The sequence below is a fragment of the Streptomyces sp. NPDC002870 genome (assembly GCF_042888505.1).
In the GTDB taxonomy this organism is placed as follows: Bacteria; Actinomycetota; Actinomycetes; order Streptomycetales; family Streptomycetaceae; genus Streptomyces.
In genome coordinates this window covers 391374-406496 of the sequence record NZ_JBIAPW010000001.1, presented here as the reverse complement: position 1 = coordinate 406496, position 15123 = coordinate 391374, and the positions used below count along the sequence as shown (strand labels likewise).

Here is a 15123-nt window from a genome sequence, read left to right as displayed (position 1 = left end):
GGTCAGGGGGGCCGGCCCAGGCGTCCGGGGGGCCGGGGGGCGCCCCCGGGTTCAGCCCAGCGCTGCCACCCGGTCGCGATAGTTCCGCGCCGCCGCCGCGTCCCGGTACGGCTCCAGCCGCCGCTCGAATTCCCGTACGTACTCCGTCGCCCGCGCCGACCGCATCTCCGACGCCTGCAACGCCGCCTCCGCCCCCAGCGCGCACGCCTGGTCCAGCTCCCCCAGGCCGAGCCGGGCGGAGGCCAGCACCACCCGGCAGAAGACCCTGCTGCGCGCGAACGCCGGGGCGCGCAGCTGGAGCGAGCGCTCCGCGTACTGCGCCGCCGCCCGGTACTGCTGGAGATCCCGGTGGCAGTGCCCGAACTCGTCCGCGAGCTGCGCCTCGTCGAAGAACCGCGCCCAGTGCGGCACATCGTCCCCGGGCCGCGCCGTCTCCAGCGCCCGCTCGGCCCGCACCAGCGCGGCGGTGCACGCCCGCACGTCGCTGAGCACGCCGTGCCCGCGCGCCTCGACGGCGTGCAGCAGCGCCTGCACCACGGGCGGCGCCGACGAGCCCACCCCTTGCTGGGCGACGCGCGTCAGCTGCACCGCCTCCCGACCGTGCCCGAGATAGACCGCCTGGCGGCTCATGGTCACCAGCACATAGGACCCGTACGCACGATCTCCCGCGGCCTGGGAGAGCCGCAGCGCCTGGACGAAGTAGCGCTGGGCGAGGCCGTGGGCGGCGATGTCGTACGACGTCCAGCCGGCCAGCCGGGTCAGATCGGCAGCGGCGGCGAACAGCCGCCGCCCGGTGACCTCGCCATAGGTGCCGCGGAGCATCGGCTCTGCCTCGTGCTCGAGATAGCGGACCAGCGCCTGCCGGGCGTGCCCGCCGCCGTAGGCGTGGTCCAGGGTGCGGAACAGCTCGCCTACCGATCGCAGGGCGGCGATGTCACCGCTGGAGACCTTCTGGCCCGGCCCCCGGTCGGTGGAGCGCTGCCGGGGCACGGAGGCCCGGCCCTGCACAGGGACGCGGGCGGTCCCGTTCTGCCCGGTCTCCCCCCGGCTGACCCGCTCGTCGGCCCGTCCGATCAGCCAGTCCCTGCTCGGCACGACAAGCCCGGCCGGGGTGAACGCGATCTTCCGCAGCTCCGCATGGCTGCCGGAGTCCTTGCGCCAGAGCCCGCTGACGATGTCCACGGCCTCCTCGGGCGTGGCCGCGAACTCCAGACCGGCGTAGACGGGCGCGCAGGCGTCGAGACCCAGATCCTGCGCCGACAGCCGGCGGCCGAGCCTGCGGGTGAACACCTCGGCGATCAGGGCGGGGGTGGTGCCGCGGGGCTGCTGGCCCCGCAACCAGCGGGTCACGGAGGTTTTGTCGTACCGCAGATCCAGCCCGTGCTCGAGTCCGAGCTGGTCCACTCGGCGGGCAAGACCTGCGTTGGAGAATCCGGCTTCTGCGATCAGCGCCGCGAGCTGTCGATTGGGGATGCGCTGTGGGGATCGTTCCGTCATCAGCTGTGCGGTCTCCTGCCTTCCGGGCCGCGAGCAGCCCTCATGGAACGGCGCGAATTTAGCGGCCCTTCACGCCCGGACCGCCACCTTCGCCCCACATTCATCCGATCGTGTGAGGATTGGGGAAGTCGCTGACGGGAACACCTGCCCCCTATGCCTCCCGCGAGCCGCCGTACAGTTGCTTGGGCGTGATGAGTGCAGGGTGAAGGTTGTGCAGGGTGAAGGTTCTAGGGAGGCTCGGCCGTGAGTGAGCTGCGGTTCGTCCAACTGGGGTTCGGTAACGAAGCCGTCGAGTACCAAGAGGCGTGGCAGAAGCAGCGCGAGGTCCACGCCGCCCGGTTCGCCGACGAGATCGACGACACCTGCCTGCTCCTGGAGCACCCGCCCGTCTACACCGCGGGCCGGCGCACTCAGGACAGCGAGCGACCCCTGGACGGCACCCCCGTCGTCGACGTCGACCGCGGCGGCAAGATCACCTGGCACGGCCCCGGTCAGCTGGTCGGCTACCCGATCGTGAAGCTGCCGCGCCCGGTGGACGTCGTCGCGCATGTGCGCCGGCTCGAGGACGCACTGATCCGCACCTGTGCGGAGTTCGGCCTGGAGACCAGCCGTGTCGAGGGCCGCAGTGGTGTGTGGGTGCTGGGCGACCCGGTCGAGGACCGCCCGGCGATCGACGGTCTCTCGCTGGACTTCGACCCGCGCCTGCAGGACGAGGAGTTCGACCCGCGGCTGAACGGCCCGGAGTACGCCCCCTCCAACGCGGGCCAGCGCCGCGAGGACCGCAAGCTCGCGGCGATCGGCATCCGTATCGCCAAGGGCGTCTCGATGCACGGCTTCGCGCTGAATGTGAACCCGGACAACACCTGGTTCGACCGGATCGTGCCGTGCGGCATCCGGGACGCGGGCGTCACGTCGCTGGCGTACGAACTGGGCCGCGAGATCACCATCGCCGATGTGCTTCCGGTCGCCGAGAAGCACCTGCGGGACGTCCTGGAGAACGCGGACCTGCGACCGAGGCCCATCGAGGCCGCCGTCTAGGGAATGCACCCCCCTGATCCGGGGTTGGCCGAACGTAGGGCCACACCCAGACATGGGGCCACACAAATAACGGGCGTACCCTGGTGTCCGCCGAAGAATCGAAGTCGTAGGGAGCCGGACGTGTCCGCAGTCGCACCCGACGGACGCAAGATGCTGCGCCTGGAGGTCCGGAACAGCCAGACGCCCATCGAGCGCAAGCCCGAGTGGATCAAGACCCGGGCGAAGATGGGCCCCGAGTACACGCAGATGCAGAAACTCGTGAAGAGCGAGGGCCTGCACACCGTGTGCCAGGAGGCCGGCTGCCCGAACATCTACGAATGCTGGGAGGACCGCGAGGCCACCTTCCTCATCGGCGGCGACCAGTGCACCCGGCGCTGCGACTTCTGCCAGATCGACACCGGCAAGCCCGCCGCCCTCGACCTCGACGAGCCGCGTCGCGTCGGCGAGTCCGTGGTCACCATGGACCTGAACTACGCCACCATCACCGGCGTCGCGCGCGACGACCTGGAGGACGGCGGCGCCTGGCTGTACGCCGAGACGGTGCGCCAGATCCACACGATGACGTCGGAGCGCGAGGCGGGCCGCACCAAGGTCGAGCTCCTCATCCCCGACTTCAACGCGGTGCCGGAGCAGCTGGCCGAGGTCTTCTCGTCCCGCCCGGAGGTGCTCGCGCACAACGTCGAGACCGTGCCGCGGATCTTCAAGCGGATCCGCCCCGCTTTCCGTTACGAGCGCTCCCTCGAAGTCATCACGCGCGCCCGCGAGGCGGGCCTGGTCACCAAGTCGAACCTCATCCTGGGCATGGGCGAGGAGCGCGAGGAGGTCAGCGAGGCGCTGCAGCACCTGCACGACGCGGGCTGCGAGCTGATCACGATCACCCAGTATCTGCGTCCTTCGGTACGCCACCACCCGGTCGAGCGCTGGGTGAAGCCGCACGAGTTCGTGGAGCTGAAGGAGGAGGCCGAGGAGATCGGCTTCTCCGGTGTGATGTCGGGCCCGCTGGTCCGTTCCTCGTACCGCGCGGGCCGGCTGTACCAGCAGGCGATCGAGCGCCGGGACGCCGTGGTCGCCGCCTCCCAAGCCGTGTGAAATCGGGCACAGGCGACTACTGGCCAGTAATGGCGGGTTGTACGCGGCTCGTACCCTCCCCGCAGGTCGGGGCGGCGTACGGGCCGCGTCAGCGTCCGGGCGCGCCGCGGAAAGGTTTCATCAGTGTTTGACCGCTCGGTCACGCCCTGGTAACACCAATCAGTGACCCTGGGCTTACGCACAGCACGCATCGCTCGCTCTGTGCACAGCACACACCGCTCTCCGTACCGCCCCGCACAGCTCCCGCTCTTCGTCTCTCACCCCGAGGGGGGACATCCACATGCAGGCCGCGCCGGTTCGTCCCGTACGCGCTACCGCCATCCCGTCCGTCACCGATGCCCTGCGCGCCATGGAGTCGCTGCTCCTGGGCAGCGGCCAGCGCACCGCCCGCAGGAACGCATGGACGGCGGTCCTCGAAGACCGACGCCGGGCCAAGGACCGGGTCGATGCGCAGCATGTACTGGAGGGCGTGGCCGACCGGACTTCCTAGGCCACGTAAACTTCTGGTTATGGCGAGGAAGGCAAACTCAGACAGCGCTGACGCTGCTGCGAATACAGGGCGACTGAAGCAGATCGCCCTGACGTACAAGATGACCCGGAAGGCCGACTCGAAGATCGGTCTTGTCCTCGCGGCTGTGGGAATCGTCACCTTCGGTGTCTTCCTCGCGATCGGGTACTTGATCGACCACCCCATTTATCTGGGCATCCTCGGATTCCTGCTGGCCTTCCTCGCGATGGCGATCGTCTTCGGACGCCGCGCCGAGCGGGCGGCCTTCGGGCAGATGGAGGGCCAGCCGGGCGCGGCGGCCGCGGTGCTGGACAACGTGGGCCGCGGCTGGAGCACGACCCCTGCGGTGGCGATGAACCGCAGCCAGGACGTGGTGCACCGGGCGGTCGGCAAGGCCGGCATCGTGCTGGTGGCGGAGGGAAACCCGAACCGGCTGAAGTCGCTGCTGGCGGCCGAGAAGAAGAAGATGGCGCGCATCGTGGTGGACGTGCCGGTGCACGACATCATCGTGGGCACCGGCGAGGGCCAGGTGCCGCTGAAGAAGCTGCGCACGACGATGCTGAAGCTGCCGCGGGTGCTCACCGGGCCGCAGGTCACGGCGGCGAACGACCGCTTGCGGGCGATGGGCGACCTGATGAGCAATATGCCGCTGCCGAAGGGTCCGATGCCGAAGGGGATGCGGATGCCGCGGGGCGGAAAGATGCGCTGACCTCGTACGAGATGTCGTACGAGATACGGAGGGGGGGGGGGGGGGCGGGGGGGGGGGGCGGCCCCCCCCCGCGGGGGGGGGCGCCCCCCCCCACCCCCCCCCCCCCCCCGCCCCCCCCACCCCCCCCCCCCCCCCGGCACGGTGGGGCGGGGGGGGGGGGGGGGGGGGGGGGGGGGGGGCGTACTCGTTGCGGCGCCGTTGTGTTGCGTGCCCCTGCGCGGGGGGGGGGGCCGCGGCCCCCGCCCCCCCCCCCCGCCTCCGTATCTCGTCTAAGGCCCTCAATCTCGCCTACGGCCCCTGCCGGGTCAGATCCGCACCTGAACGGCGTGGGCGAGGCGGTCGTGCAGCCCGCGCCCGTCGCGGTCCCAGATCAGGGCCGGGAGAGCGAGGCAGAGGAGCAAGCTGCGTACGAGAACCCGGACGATCCCGAGCCGCCCGCCGTCCTCGGAGATGACGCGCAGCCTGAGGATCCGCTTGCCGGGCGTGCAGCCGACGGTCCCGACGGTCAGCACGCTCAGTAGGAGGAAGATGCCGAGCGTCCAGTTCCCGGCGCCCTGGCGGTCACCGTTCGCGAACAGCCCGTATGCGATCAGGAGGCACAGCCCCCAGTCGATGAGGACGGCGCCGAAGCGCCGCCCGAGGGGCGCGATGGAGCCCGGTCCCGACTCCGGCAGCCCGAGCCGCTCGCCCCGGTGACCGAAGTCGGCGCCCATATCCTCGGCCGCCGCGCGGGGCCCGGACAGCCACGATCCGATTGCTTGCCTCTTGTCCACCCGTACACGTTACTGCGCCCGGTTTCACCCACCTGAAGGCGGGGCCTTGACGCGGCTCCGACTCCGGGCCCGGTTAACTTCGGCGAAACAAATGGGTCATGCTGGAGAAATCCCGGCTGCCTAAGGTCGGGTCTCAGCGTGTGCCACCGCACTGGCCGCACGAAGAGCTACAACCCCGCCCATCCCGGGTCGGGAGTAGGAGGAGTTGGATGTTCCAGAACGCCGACGACGCCAAGAAGTACATCGCGGACAACGACGTCAAGATGGTAGACGTCCGGTTCTGCGACCTTCCCGGCGTGATGCAGCACTTCACGATCCCGGCGACGGCGTTCGACCCGTCCGACGAGCTGGCCTTCGACGGCTCGTCGATCCGCGGCTTCCAGGCGATCCACGAGTCCGACATGGCGCTGCGCGCGGACCTGTCGACGGCGCGGCTCGACGCGTTCCGCAAGGACAAGACGCTCAACATCAACTTCTTCATCCACGACCCGATCACCGGCGAGCAGTACAGCCGTGACCCGCGCAACATCGCCAAGAAGGCGGAGGCCTACCTCGCCTCCACCGGCATCGCGGACACCGCGTACTTCGGCCCGGAGGCGGAGTTCTACGTCTTCGACTCGGTGCGCTTCAACACCACCTCGAACGAGGGCTTCTACCACATCGACTCCGAGGCCGGCGCCTGGAACACCGGTGCGGTCGAGGACAACCGTGGCTACAAGGTCCGCTACAAGGGCGGCTACTTCCCGGCCCCGCCGGTCGACCACTTCGCCGACCTGCGTGCCGAGATCTCCCTGGAGCTGGAGGCTTCCGGCATCCAGGTCGAGCGCCAGCACCACGAGGTGGGCACGGCCGGCCAGGCGGAGATCAACTACAAGTTCAACACGCTGCTGGCCGCGGCCGACGACCTGATGCTCTTCAAGTACATCGTGAAGAACGTCGCCTGGCGCAACGGCAAGACCGCGACCTTCATGCCGAAGCCGATCTTCGGCGACAACGGCTCGGGCATGCACGTCCACCAGTCGCTGTGGCAGGGCGGCTCCCCGCTGTTCTACGACGAGCAGGGCTACGCGGGCCTCTCGGACACCGCCCGCTACTACATCGGCGGCATCCTGAAGCACGCCCCGTCGCTGCTGGCCTTCACGAACCCGACGGTCAACTCGTACCACCGCCTGGTCCCGGGCTTCGAGGCGCCGGTCAACCTGGTCTACTCGCAGCGCAACCGCTCGGCGGCGATGCGTATCCCGATCACGGGCTCGAACCCGAAGGCGAAGCGCGTGGAGTTCCGCGCGCCGGACCCGTCGTCGAACCCGTACCTGGCGTTCTCGGCGCTGCTGCTCGCGGGCCTCGACGGCGTCAAGAACAAGATCGAGCCGGCGGAGCCGATCGACAAGGACCTCTACGAGCTCGCCCCCGACGAGCACGCGAGCGTCCCGCAGGTCCCGACCTCGCTCCCGGCGGTGCTGGAGGCGCTGGAGGCGGACAACGAGTACCTGCAGGCGGGCGGCGTGTTCACGTCGGACCTGATCGAGACGTGGATCGACTACAAGAGGACGCACGAGATCGCCCCGATCCAGCTGCGGCCGCACCCGCACGAGTTTGAGCTGTACTTCGACATCTAAAACGCGGGGTCGGATGGCCTGCGAGGGCCATCCGAAACGTGCTGTGACCTGTGAAAAGACTCCTCGCGAGTTCTCACAGTCCCCGGCTGATTTCCGCCGCGTTGTGCACCGAGTGTGCACCAGACGACGGAATCCCTGACTTCGCGTCAGACACGACAGTGGAGGCCGTCACCTACGGGTGACGGCCTTCACTCGCTATTCAGCGCCACGGCGCCACCTCCATGCGGACCCACGTTTGTTGACCGGCACCTGCGGCCCACCCGCCGCAGAAAATGTATGAGAGTTGTCGGCGGGGCAATCTACGATCGTTGGTCATGGTCGTGTACGCGAGCCGGATTCGGACAGACGCCTCACCGAAGCGAGCTGCAGAGACAGAATCAGAGTTCTTTGACAGGATCGCCGGTCCGTTCTGGGATCAGGTTCGGAACGTGATCAACGAGTGGTGGTCCCACTTCCCGGATCAGACCCAGCCCGGATTGCGCAGTCGGCTGCTGGACCGGAACTCCGACTCGAACGTCCACTCCGCGCTGTGGGAGTTGTACCTGCACGAGATGCTGCTTGGCTCCGGTTGCACTGTGGAGATCGAGCCCGGAATAGGGACTCGCGGCACAAACCCCGACTTCCTGGTCACCCGCGAGGGCAAGCAGTTCGTCGTCGAGGCGAAGTGGACGGTCCAGCGCCTGGACGAAACGGTACCCAACAGGCAGCTCCCACCCATCCTGATCGATGCCATCGACGCTGTGCCGAGCCCCAACTTCTTCGTGTCGTACAGGATTCACCAGACGGGGTCGGCAACACCGTCGCAGAGGCGGCTGAAGGCTGGGCTGAAGCGATGGCTCGCCAGCCTGGACCCCGATCAGGTCATCGCCGAGCATGCGCCAGACGAAGACGTAGAGACCGCGCTGTACGGGACCTCCGTCGAGTACGTCCACAACAGCACACCGACCTTCGGCCGACAGCCCAACGGCTACTGGACTGCTACCTACGACCACGCTCACAGCAGGGTCAGCGGCGTGCTGACCGTCAACAACCCAGCTCCCTGGACCTGGACGAAGAACACCCCCATCCTTTGGCAAAGTCCCGACCCCAGCTCGCTCCCGGCCCTCGTCCTCCCCACCTGGGCAACGGCACAGGTGGTCGATGTCCACGTCGAACACCAGCCACCGGCTTGCCCCATCTACACCGCCCTCGGCCTGCCCGAGCACTGGCCGGTCGGCGACCCCTTCCCTCGACGTCGCCGGAGCAACGCGAGCTGACTGCTGTCGGCTTCGTCCATGTCCCCCAGAGGCTGCCCTCGCCGCCAGAGATAAGCGCTTGCAGGCATTGGGGCCGGGCCAGCAACTCATGGCTCACAGTCGGCTCCTCGGAGTCATTGCCATTGCCGGGCCCTGCGAATGAGGCGAGTGTTTACTGACGCCAACCAGCGAGAGACACCTGGGGGCCATCGTCCAGGTAGCGGTGGAGAGCGCTGGCGGTGGTGTCTACGAACTCCTCGGGGACGGCATTGGCATCCACCCAGCGGACATGGGCGTGCTTGCGAGGTTCACGGTTCTCGGGCTCGCCGGTCCACTCATTGGCTACGAAGACGACGGTCAGAAAGCCGTTGGGAGCTTCAACTCCCCACGCTCCGTGGATGATGTGAGCGACCTTGAGCGCCTCCGGCTTCACCCTCAGGCCGGTCTCCTCGTAGAGCTCGCGCACCGCGGTTTCGGTGATGGGCTCGCCGGGTTCGCTCTTGCCGACGGGCAGATCCCACATGCCCTGGGCGAACTTCGCGTTCTCGCTGCGCTGGAGGAGTACGACGCGGTTCGTGGCCAGGTCATGGACGATGACGCCGGCGACCAGCAGGGTCATGGATTCAAGCGCGGGCTTGAGGGCTTTGGGCTGATCGTCGGTGGTCGGTTGAGCCACTGTGCGTCCCTTCATCGGCCGGTTCCTGGGCATGTTAGGCGAGTGCTTCGCGCGCACGGCGAGCAAGCTCGGTAGCTCCGGGTACCTTGCGGCGCTGGTAGATCGCGAGAGTGGACCGTAGCGACGTGATCGCCTTGCGGGTGCGGTCGGAGGTCATGCCCTCCATGAGCGTCAGAGCTTGCGACCAGGCGGCGACGGCCTCGTCGGCGCGGGCCTGGGCAGCGAGGCTGTCGCCCAGGTCGGCGTAGGTCAGAGCGTGGACGCGCTTGTACTTCACGGGGTCCCAGCGGACCAGGGCATCGCGGTGCTGCTGTTCGGTGCCGACATGATCTGCGAGGTCGGTCAGGGTGCGGGCGGTGTGGCTGGCCACGGTGCCGGCGGCCGGGCCACTGACGTGGGAATAGCTGGGCTGAGGGCCGTCGTCGCGCAGGAGGGCGTCTTCGGCCGCGAGCAGGGCTCGTGCGGCTGCGGGCTGTTCGTCGGTAGCCGCGTAGGCGCGGGCGTGAGTGATGTGGAGCAGGGCCTCGGTCTGGCCGTCGATGTGCCCGGTGCCTCGGGTGAGGGCGGCTTCGGCGAGGTCGATGCAGTGGTGGGGTTGTTTCAGGCTGAGGGCCTGGTGGGCGAGGGCACGCATCATCCAGGCGGCGTGGCCATGTGGGTCGGCTTCGCAGGCGAGCTGATAGCCGACCTGGTAGTAGCGCTGGGCGGCGCCCTCCTGGCCGAGGTCGTGGTGCTTCCAGCCTGCTAAGTAGGCGAGTTCGGCGACCGCGCCGAAGGCTGCGTGGCGTAAGGCTTCGTTCGGGAAGCGGGCGCGGAGCATGGGGGCTGCGGTGTCGGCCAAGTAGGCAGTGACGGTGGTCAGGCCGTGTCCGCCGCCGAGGCGTTCGTCGGCGGAGCTGAACGCGGTGGTGATCTGGCGTACGACGTCGACATCCTCGGATCCGACCAGGACTCCCCCGGTGCGGGCGCGGAGCATACGGGAAGTCGCCTCGTGGTCGTAGGCGAGCGGCATCGCGACACCGGCGGTGGTAAAGGCGGCGATCGCCAGGAAGCGTCGACGATCGACATCGGCGCGGCCCAACTCCGTTGCGGCGACGACTGGATCGGTCTCCTCGGCCAAAGTCTCCGCCTGGCCGCGCAGGCCAATCTCCGTGAGCGTGACCGTCCGCGCCAGGCGACGGGAGAGCGCCTCGGCCAGGTACTGGCCCATCCGGCCAGAGGGCTCGCGGATGCCGTTGACCCAGTGGGAGATCGCGGACTTGTTGGTCTGGAGGATCTCGCCATTCTCGGCGGCGACCCGGCGCACGTCCTTGGCCAGGGCGTCGAAGGTGCAGCCGCTGGCAGAGATCACCTCGCGTAGCCGCGAGTTGGGCTGGTTGGGCGCTGGCACGACCTCCCCGGATCAGGAGTTGTAAACCGCGTATACCGCTTCCGCCGCCTCTCACCGTACCCACTGTGCGTGACGACGGGTTCACTAATCATCGGCCGCCCGGACCGGTTCCAGGTTCCGACCGATCCAGACTCCCCTCCTGGTCCGGGCGGCCCCAAGTTCCGTACACCCGCATCGGGTTCGGGCATTCCTGTGCCCGAACCCAGCCGATGAGAAACGGAGACACGGTGACCACCATCGACACCGCGGCCATCACGGTCGAGCTTCCCGAGGCGTTCGACGAGCGCTGGAGCCGCCTGCCCGGCATCCAGGTCGACGGCCAGCGCATCACCATCGACCCGGCCGAGTACTTCTTCCGCTTCGAGTCCAGCACCTGGCTCGTCGCCGACTGGGAGCTGGTCAAGGACCAGCTCCTGAACGTGGACGAGACGACCGAGAGCGCGGTCGAGCAGCTCGCGCTCGACTTCATCAAGGAGCACGCCCGCTCCACCTCGGACGCCGCACACGTCCTGGCCACGGCATACGAGGTGTACGCCTACCTGTTCCGCGAGGAGCACCTCGCCTCGCTCGGCCTGCCGCAGATCACCGCCGGGCACCTGCGGATGCTTCGCGAGGCAGCCACGCTGATGGCCCTCAACAAGGTCGAACTGGACGGGCACATCTCCAACGTCGGCCCGTGCTGGTTCTTCCCCGACGCCACCTCACTCGTCTTCGACCTGGACGATGACATGGGCGGTCTGCTTGACGAGGTCTACCACGGGGGCTGGTTCAACGAGTACCGCCGCATCGAGTCCATCAAGGCCCATGCCGCCCTCGGCGGGCGCCTGGTCCACGGCTGCCAGTCCGTGCCGGACCAGACCGGCGGCGTCGTCGCGCCCTACGGTGCCTCGATGGCCAACTTCCGTGGCGACCTTGCCCAGTTCAAGGCCGGATGGATCGAGCAGGTCTACGCCCACCGCGTGACCGGCAGCCCAGCCGCGTAGCCCTTCGACGAGGCCCCGGGGCGGGATGCCACCGAACCACTTCTCCCGCCCCGGACGCCTTCATCCCCGTACAGGAGATACAGGAGCACTCCCCATGGACGAGTCCCTCACCGCCGAAGTCCTCCACAACCTGTGCACCGCCACAGGCCGCCCCCTCCCCACCCGCGAAGAAGTCCGCGTGTGGTCGATGTCCGGCGTCGAACGCGTCACCTTCCCGGACCACACCACCGCGATCTTCAAGTACGCCAAGCGCCCCTTCGACAGCGAGGACCAGGCCCTGCGCCTCGCGCACACCCTCGGCATCCCCGTGCCCAAGGTGTACGCCTCCGCCGTACGCGAAGGCCGGCTCGGCATGCTCCTCGAAGACCTCGGCCCTGCGACCCGCGAGGCCGACGACCTCGACGGCGCCGCGACAGCGGTCGTCGTACACGGCGCCCGCACCGCCGGTGCGCTCTCCCTCCTCGACGAGGAAGCACTGAGCGCTCTCCCGGCCCGCGCTCTCGACCACCTCCACGCCCTGCGCAAGGCCGATCGCTGGGCGGAAGAAGATACCCACGACATCGAGCAGGCCCTCGAACTCCTCGCCCGAGCCGCACGGCACCGCGCGACCGGCGCCACCCTCGCCCCGTTCGGCTGGGTGCACTCCGAGTTCCACCCCACCAGCCTCCACATCGGCCACGGCAATACCTGGCGCCTGCTCGACTTCGCCCGCGCCTTCACCGGCCCCGGCCTTCTCGACCTGGCCAGTTGGCACGGCACCATCGAGAACCCCGCCCCGGGCCGTCTGCGCGCCTTCATCGAGCAGTACGTGGCTGCGGGCGGCACCCCCGACGCTCTCACCCCGCGCGGCGAACTCCCCGCCGAGCAATGGGCATTGGGCTGGCAGCGCATCTGGAGCGTGGAGTGGTTCATGGAGCAGGCGATCCGCTGGATCAACGACCCCGCCACCGACCCGGCGTACATCAAGGTCGTACGCCGCCACCTCACCGACGTCCTCCGACTCCTGGAGGTCTAGATGCCCACGGCACCTGCTCCCTCCCCCTGGCACACCCACGCCCTGCAACGCACGGCGGCGGCAACCGCCGAGCCTCTGCCCGTCCCTGCCCGCATGGAGTGGACCACCCGACCGGTTCTCGGCCCCGGCGCGGAAATCCTCGGCACCGACCTCGCCCACCGCCGCATCCTCGAGCTCGGTTGCGGCCCCGGACACAACGCCGCCCATCTAGCCACCCGCCGAGGCGCCCACGTCACCGGCGTCGACCTCGTCGGCATCCAGATCCGGCGAGCCCGCACCCACTACGGCCGCCTCTCCGGCCTCACCTTCGCCGCCGGTCACGCCCTCCACTACCTCCAGGCGACCGACGAACACTTCGACGCCATCTACTCCGTCTTCGGCGCGATCGGCCTCGTCCCGCCGAAACCTCCTCCTGCCGGCCATCGCCGCCCACCTCAAACCCGGCCGCACCCTCGCGTTCTCCGTCCCTCACCCCCAACGCGGCGGCCGACGCCCTGCCGTTGACGACCGTCCCCGACGCGACCACGTCACTCTCCCCGAGCGCACCCGACTCCCCTTGGTGCGCTGGGAGTTCGATGCCGACCATTGGGAACAGCACCTCACCCGCGCCGGCCTCTGGCTCACCTCGGCACAGGACTTCCACGACCCGCGCCACGGCCCGTGGCCGACCACCCTCCTGATCACCGCGCGCAAGCTCTGACCCCGCCCCTCACACGAGCCGGAGGAACCGATGCGCCCGCCCTACCTCCTGATCGACATCGACGGCGTCCTCATACCGTTTCCGCGGGCGGACGGGACCACGCCGTCCAGTCACGTCCGCCACGACGTTGTGCCTGCCGGTCGCCCACCCGACACTCCCGTCCCGGTGTGGCTGAACCCGGCACACGGTCCGATGCTCACCGACCTCATCCGCACCAGGCTGGTCGCCCCGGTGTGGTGCACCAGCTGGCGCCGGGATGCCACCACGCTGATCGGTCCACTTCTAGGGCTCCCCGCATTCCCGTACGTCGACCTGCCCCGCCCGAACATCACCACCAGCCACCCCAACGGCTACCTCTGGAAACGAGACCACGTGGACGTCTGGCTCGGCGACGCACCGGCCTCATGGATCGACGACGACTTCACCGATCTCGACCACACCTGGGCGGCCGCACGCGTCGCTCGTGGGCTCCCCACCCTGCCGGTCCAGCCCGACCCCCACATCGGCCTCTTGCCCGAACATCTGGTGGCAGTGCGGGACTGGGCAGCGGCCCTGCACTCGGCGGAACGGGCCGCCTAGGGCGCCCCCCAGTAGCCCGAACACTGGCGCTGGAGGTCGCCGTCTCCCAGAGTGGATACCCGTGGTACGGCAGGTGCTGAGCGGATAGCGCGCAGGAAAGACTCTGTCCGGCGGCCTCTTGAGGCCGCTGGACAGGTGTTACAGGACGCGGGGGAAGACATCACAGATCGGAGTCACTCATGAAGAAGGCCCCTGGGCTGGTTGTCGCATCGGCCGTGCTCTTCTTCACGGGCAGCGTTCACGCCGCCATCTATGTGGTATCGCTCGTGGAATCAGGGGACCGGCCGATCGGCTTCCTGGAATCCTCATGCGCACTCATAGTCGGCGCATGGGCCTGCGCAGCACTGCACCTGTTCCGCACTCGAGGGACGGCGCCATTGCAGAAGACGAAGAGAAACACCCCCGAATCCGATCCTTCCTGACAGACCACAGGGTCGTGGGGTGCAGCAGCGAAGATTCATCTGATCACCAGCGGCCTGATGGCTGGCATCGCCCTCTGCCGGCGCCGTCGGTGTCCGCCCCCGCGAGAGCCGTGCCCGTTGCGGTGAGCAGCGATGCTCTACTGCCCACCGTTTCGGGCCAGTTCGGAACCAGGGCCACGCTCGCGGTTCCGAAGGCCAAGCCGAGCGGAAAGTTCGTCATCGCGCCGCAGATACAAGGCCGAGGCCGTGCGGCGCGTGCCGGGGACGTCGCTATCGTCAACTACACGGCGCAGGTGTGGCGCAGCGGCAAGCCCCTTCCCGGCTCCTACGACAAGGGCGCCCGCCCTCAGGTGTTCGCCGTGGGGCGGGGTGGGACTCTGCCCGCGCTGGACAAGGCTGTTTCCGACGAGCACGCCGGGAGCCGGGTGCTGGTGGCCGCGCCCCCGGCGGCTGCGTACGGTACAACCGGCAGTGCCCAACTCGGAGTCTCCGGTACGGACACTGTGGTGTTCGTCGTCGACATCATGAACGTGATCGGCGCCCACGCCACCGTGCAGGGCAAGCAGCGCTCGGTCCCGGACGACCTGCCCGAAGTGCTACTGACGGCCCCGGCAGTGTGCATGCTGTCGGGCCTACTCATGCATGCCGTCAACGAACTACCGGGGAACTACGAGGCGTCAGTCGACGGTGGCGCGGCGGCGCTGTCGGCCCCGTGTGAGCCGGAGGGCCCGCCGCGCGGCTCCTATGCGGGTGCCGGATCTTCCTGACCGGTCCGGCGCTCGAGGTTCTTCCGCTCCCGGAAGGCGCGGCCGACGGCCATTTCCATGGGTGCCTTTCAGGCCGCGGCGGGGGCCGCTCCGTCGTCGCCTTTGCCCTCGACGTTCGCACTG

General features: G+C 68.9%; 15 protein-coding genes and 1 pseudogene. 12 read left to right on the top strand and 4 right to left on the bottom strand.

Going from position 1 to position 15123, the window contains the following annotated elements; all coding sequences use genetic code 11:
- Positions 1 to 51: 51 nt before the first annotated feature.
- On the bottom strand, positions 52 to 1497 hold the full coding sequence (locus ACFYWY_RS01835; protein WP_389178057.1) for a regulator: 1446 nt from the start codon (positions 1495 to 1497) through the stop codon (positions 52 to 54).
- A gap of 243 nt (positions 1498 to 1740) precedes the next feature.
- Between ACFYWY_RS01835 and lipB the strand changes: the two genes are divergently transcribed.
- The 4 genes from lipB (at position 1741) to ACFYWY_RS01815 (ending at position 4841) form a co-directional block, all read left to right on the top strand.
- Positions 1741 to 2535, top strand: coding sequence for a lipoyl(octanoyl) transferase LipB (gene lipB, locus ACFYWY_RS01830; protein WP_389178054.1), 795 nt, complete (start codon positions 1741 to 1743; stop codon positions 2533 to 2535).
- A 120-nt stretch (positions 2536 to 2655) separates the two neighbouring features.
- A complete protein-coding gene (gene lipA, locus ACFYWY_RS01825) occupies positions 2656 to 3624 on the top strand; it encodes a lipoyl synthase (RefSeq protein ID WP_389178051.1) in 969 nt (322 codons plus the stop codon).
- A gap of 280 nt (positions 3625 to 3904) precedes the next feature.
- Complete coding sequence (locus ACFYWY_RS01820) at positions 3905 to 4114, top strand: hypothetical protein (protein ID WP_389178048.1); 210 nt, start codon at positions 3905 to 3907, stop codon at positions 4112 to 4114.
- Positions 4115 to 4133: 19 nt separating this feature from the next.
- Positions 4134 to 4841: a DUF4191 domain-containing protein gene (locus ACFYWY_RS01815; RefSeq protein WP_389178045.1), complete on the top strand. Its 708-nt coding sequence runs from the start codon at positions 4134 to 4136 to the stop codon at positions 4839 to 4841.
- Between the two features lie 305 nt (positions 4842 to 5146).
- On the opposite strand, the gene ACFYWY_RS01810 is transcribed toward ACFYWY_RS01815, so the two are convergent.
- Complete coding sequence (locus ACFYWY_RS01810; protein WP_389178042.1) at positions 5147 to 5614, bottom strand: RDD family protein; 468 nt, start codon at positions 5612 to 5614, stop codon at positions 5147 to 5149.
- 209 nt (positions 5615 to 5823) lie between these two features.
- On the opposite strand from ACFYWY_RS01810, the gene glnA reads away from it, so the two are divergent.
- Together glnA and ACFYWY_RS01800 are read left to right on the top strand one after the other, a co-directional pair.
- Entirely contained in the window at positions 5824 to 7233 is a 1410-nt protein-coding gene (gene glnA / locus ACFYWY_RS01805) for a type I glutamate--ammonia ligase (RefSeq protein ID WP_389178039.1), read from the top strand.
- A gap of 314 nt (positions 7234 to 7547) precedes the next feature.
- Positions 7548 to 8489 carry a hypothetical protein gene (locus tag ACFYWY_RS01800; protein ID WP_389178036.1) on the top strand — a complete coding sequence of 314 codons (942 nt, stop codon included), beginning with the start codon at positions 7548 to 7550 and terminating at the stop codon, positions 8487 to 8489.
- A 151-nt stretch (positions 8490 to 8640) separates the two neighbouring features.
- On the opposite strand, the gene ACFYWY_RS01795 is transcribed toward ACFYWY_RS01800, so the two are convergent.
- Both ACFYWY_RS01795 and ACFYWY_RS01790 read right to left on the bottom strand, forming a co-directional pair.
- The gene (locus ACFYWY_RS01795) at positions 8641 to 9177 is read right to left on the bottom strand and encodes an NUDIX domain-containing protein (RefSeq protein ID WP_389178034.1); all 537 of its coding nucleotides are present in this window, start codon (positions 9175 to 9177) and stop codon (positions 8641 to 8643) included.
- A 1-nt stretch (position 9178) separates the two neighbouring features.
- The gene (locus tag ACFYWY_RS01790) at positions 9179 to 10534 is read right to left on the bottom strand and encodes a tetratricopeptide repeat protein (protein WP_389178032.1); all 1356 of its coding nucleotides are present in this window, start codon (positions 10532 to 10534) and stop codon (positions 9179 to 9181) included.
- 227 nt (positions 10535 to 10761) lie between these two features.
- Here ACFYWY_RS01790 and ACFYWY_RS01785 point away from each other — a divergent pair, with 227 nt between their 5' ends.
- From ACFYWY_RS01785 to ACFYWY_RS01760, 6 genes and pseudogenes are all read left to right on the top strand, one after another.
- Entirely contained in the window at positions 10762 to 11517 is a 756-nt protein-coding gene (locus tag ACFYWY_RS01785) for a hypothetical protein (RefSeq protein WP_389178029.1), read from the top strand.
- A gap of 94 nt (positions 11518 to 11611) precedes the next feature.
- Positions 11612 to 12532, top strand: coding sequence for a phosphotransferase family protein (locus tag ACFYWY_RS01780; protein ID WP_389178026.1), 921 nt, complete (start codon positions 11612 to 11614; stop codon positions 12530 to 12532).
- Positions 12533 to 13232, top strand: a pseudogene (locus ACFYWY_RS01775) (class I SAM-dependent methyltransferase). It begins immediately after the preceding gene.
- 30 nt (positions 13233 to 13262) lie between these two features.
- Entirely contained in the window at positions 13263 to 13811 is a 549-nt protein-coding gene (locus ACFYWY_RS01770; protein WP_389178023.1) for a hypothetical protein, read from the top strand.
- 179 nt (positions 13812 to 13990) lie between these two features.
- Positions 13991 to 14233, top strand: a complete 243-nt coding sequence (locus ACFYWY_RS01765) for a hypothetical protein (protein WP_389178021.1) — start codon at positions 13991 to 13993, stop codon at positions 14231 to 14233.
- A gap of 122 nt (positions 14234 to 14355) precedes the next feature.
- Positions 14356 to 15000 (top strand): FKBP-type peptidyl-prolyl cis-trans isomerase, encoded by a 645-nt coding sequence (locus ACFYWY_RS01760; RefSeq protein ID WP_389178018.1) that lies wholly within the window; start codon positions 14356 to 14358, stop codon positions 14998 to 15000.
- Positions 15001 to 15123: the final 123 nt, after the last annotated feature.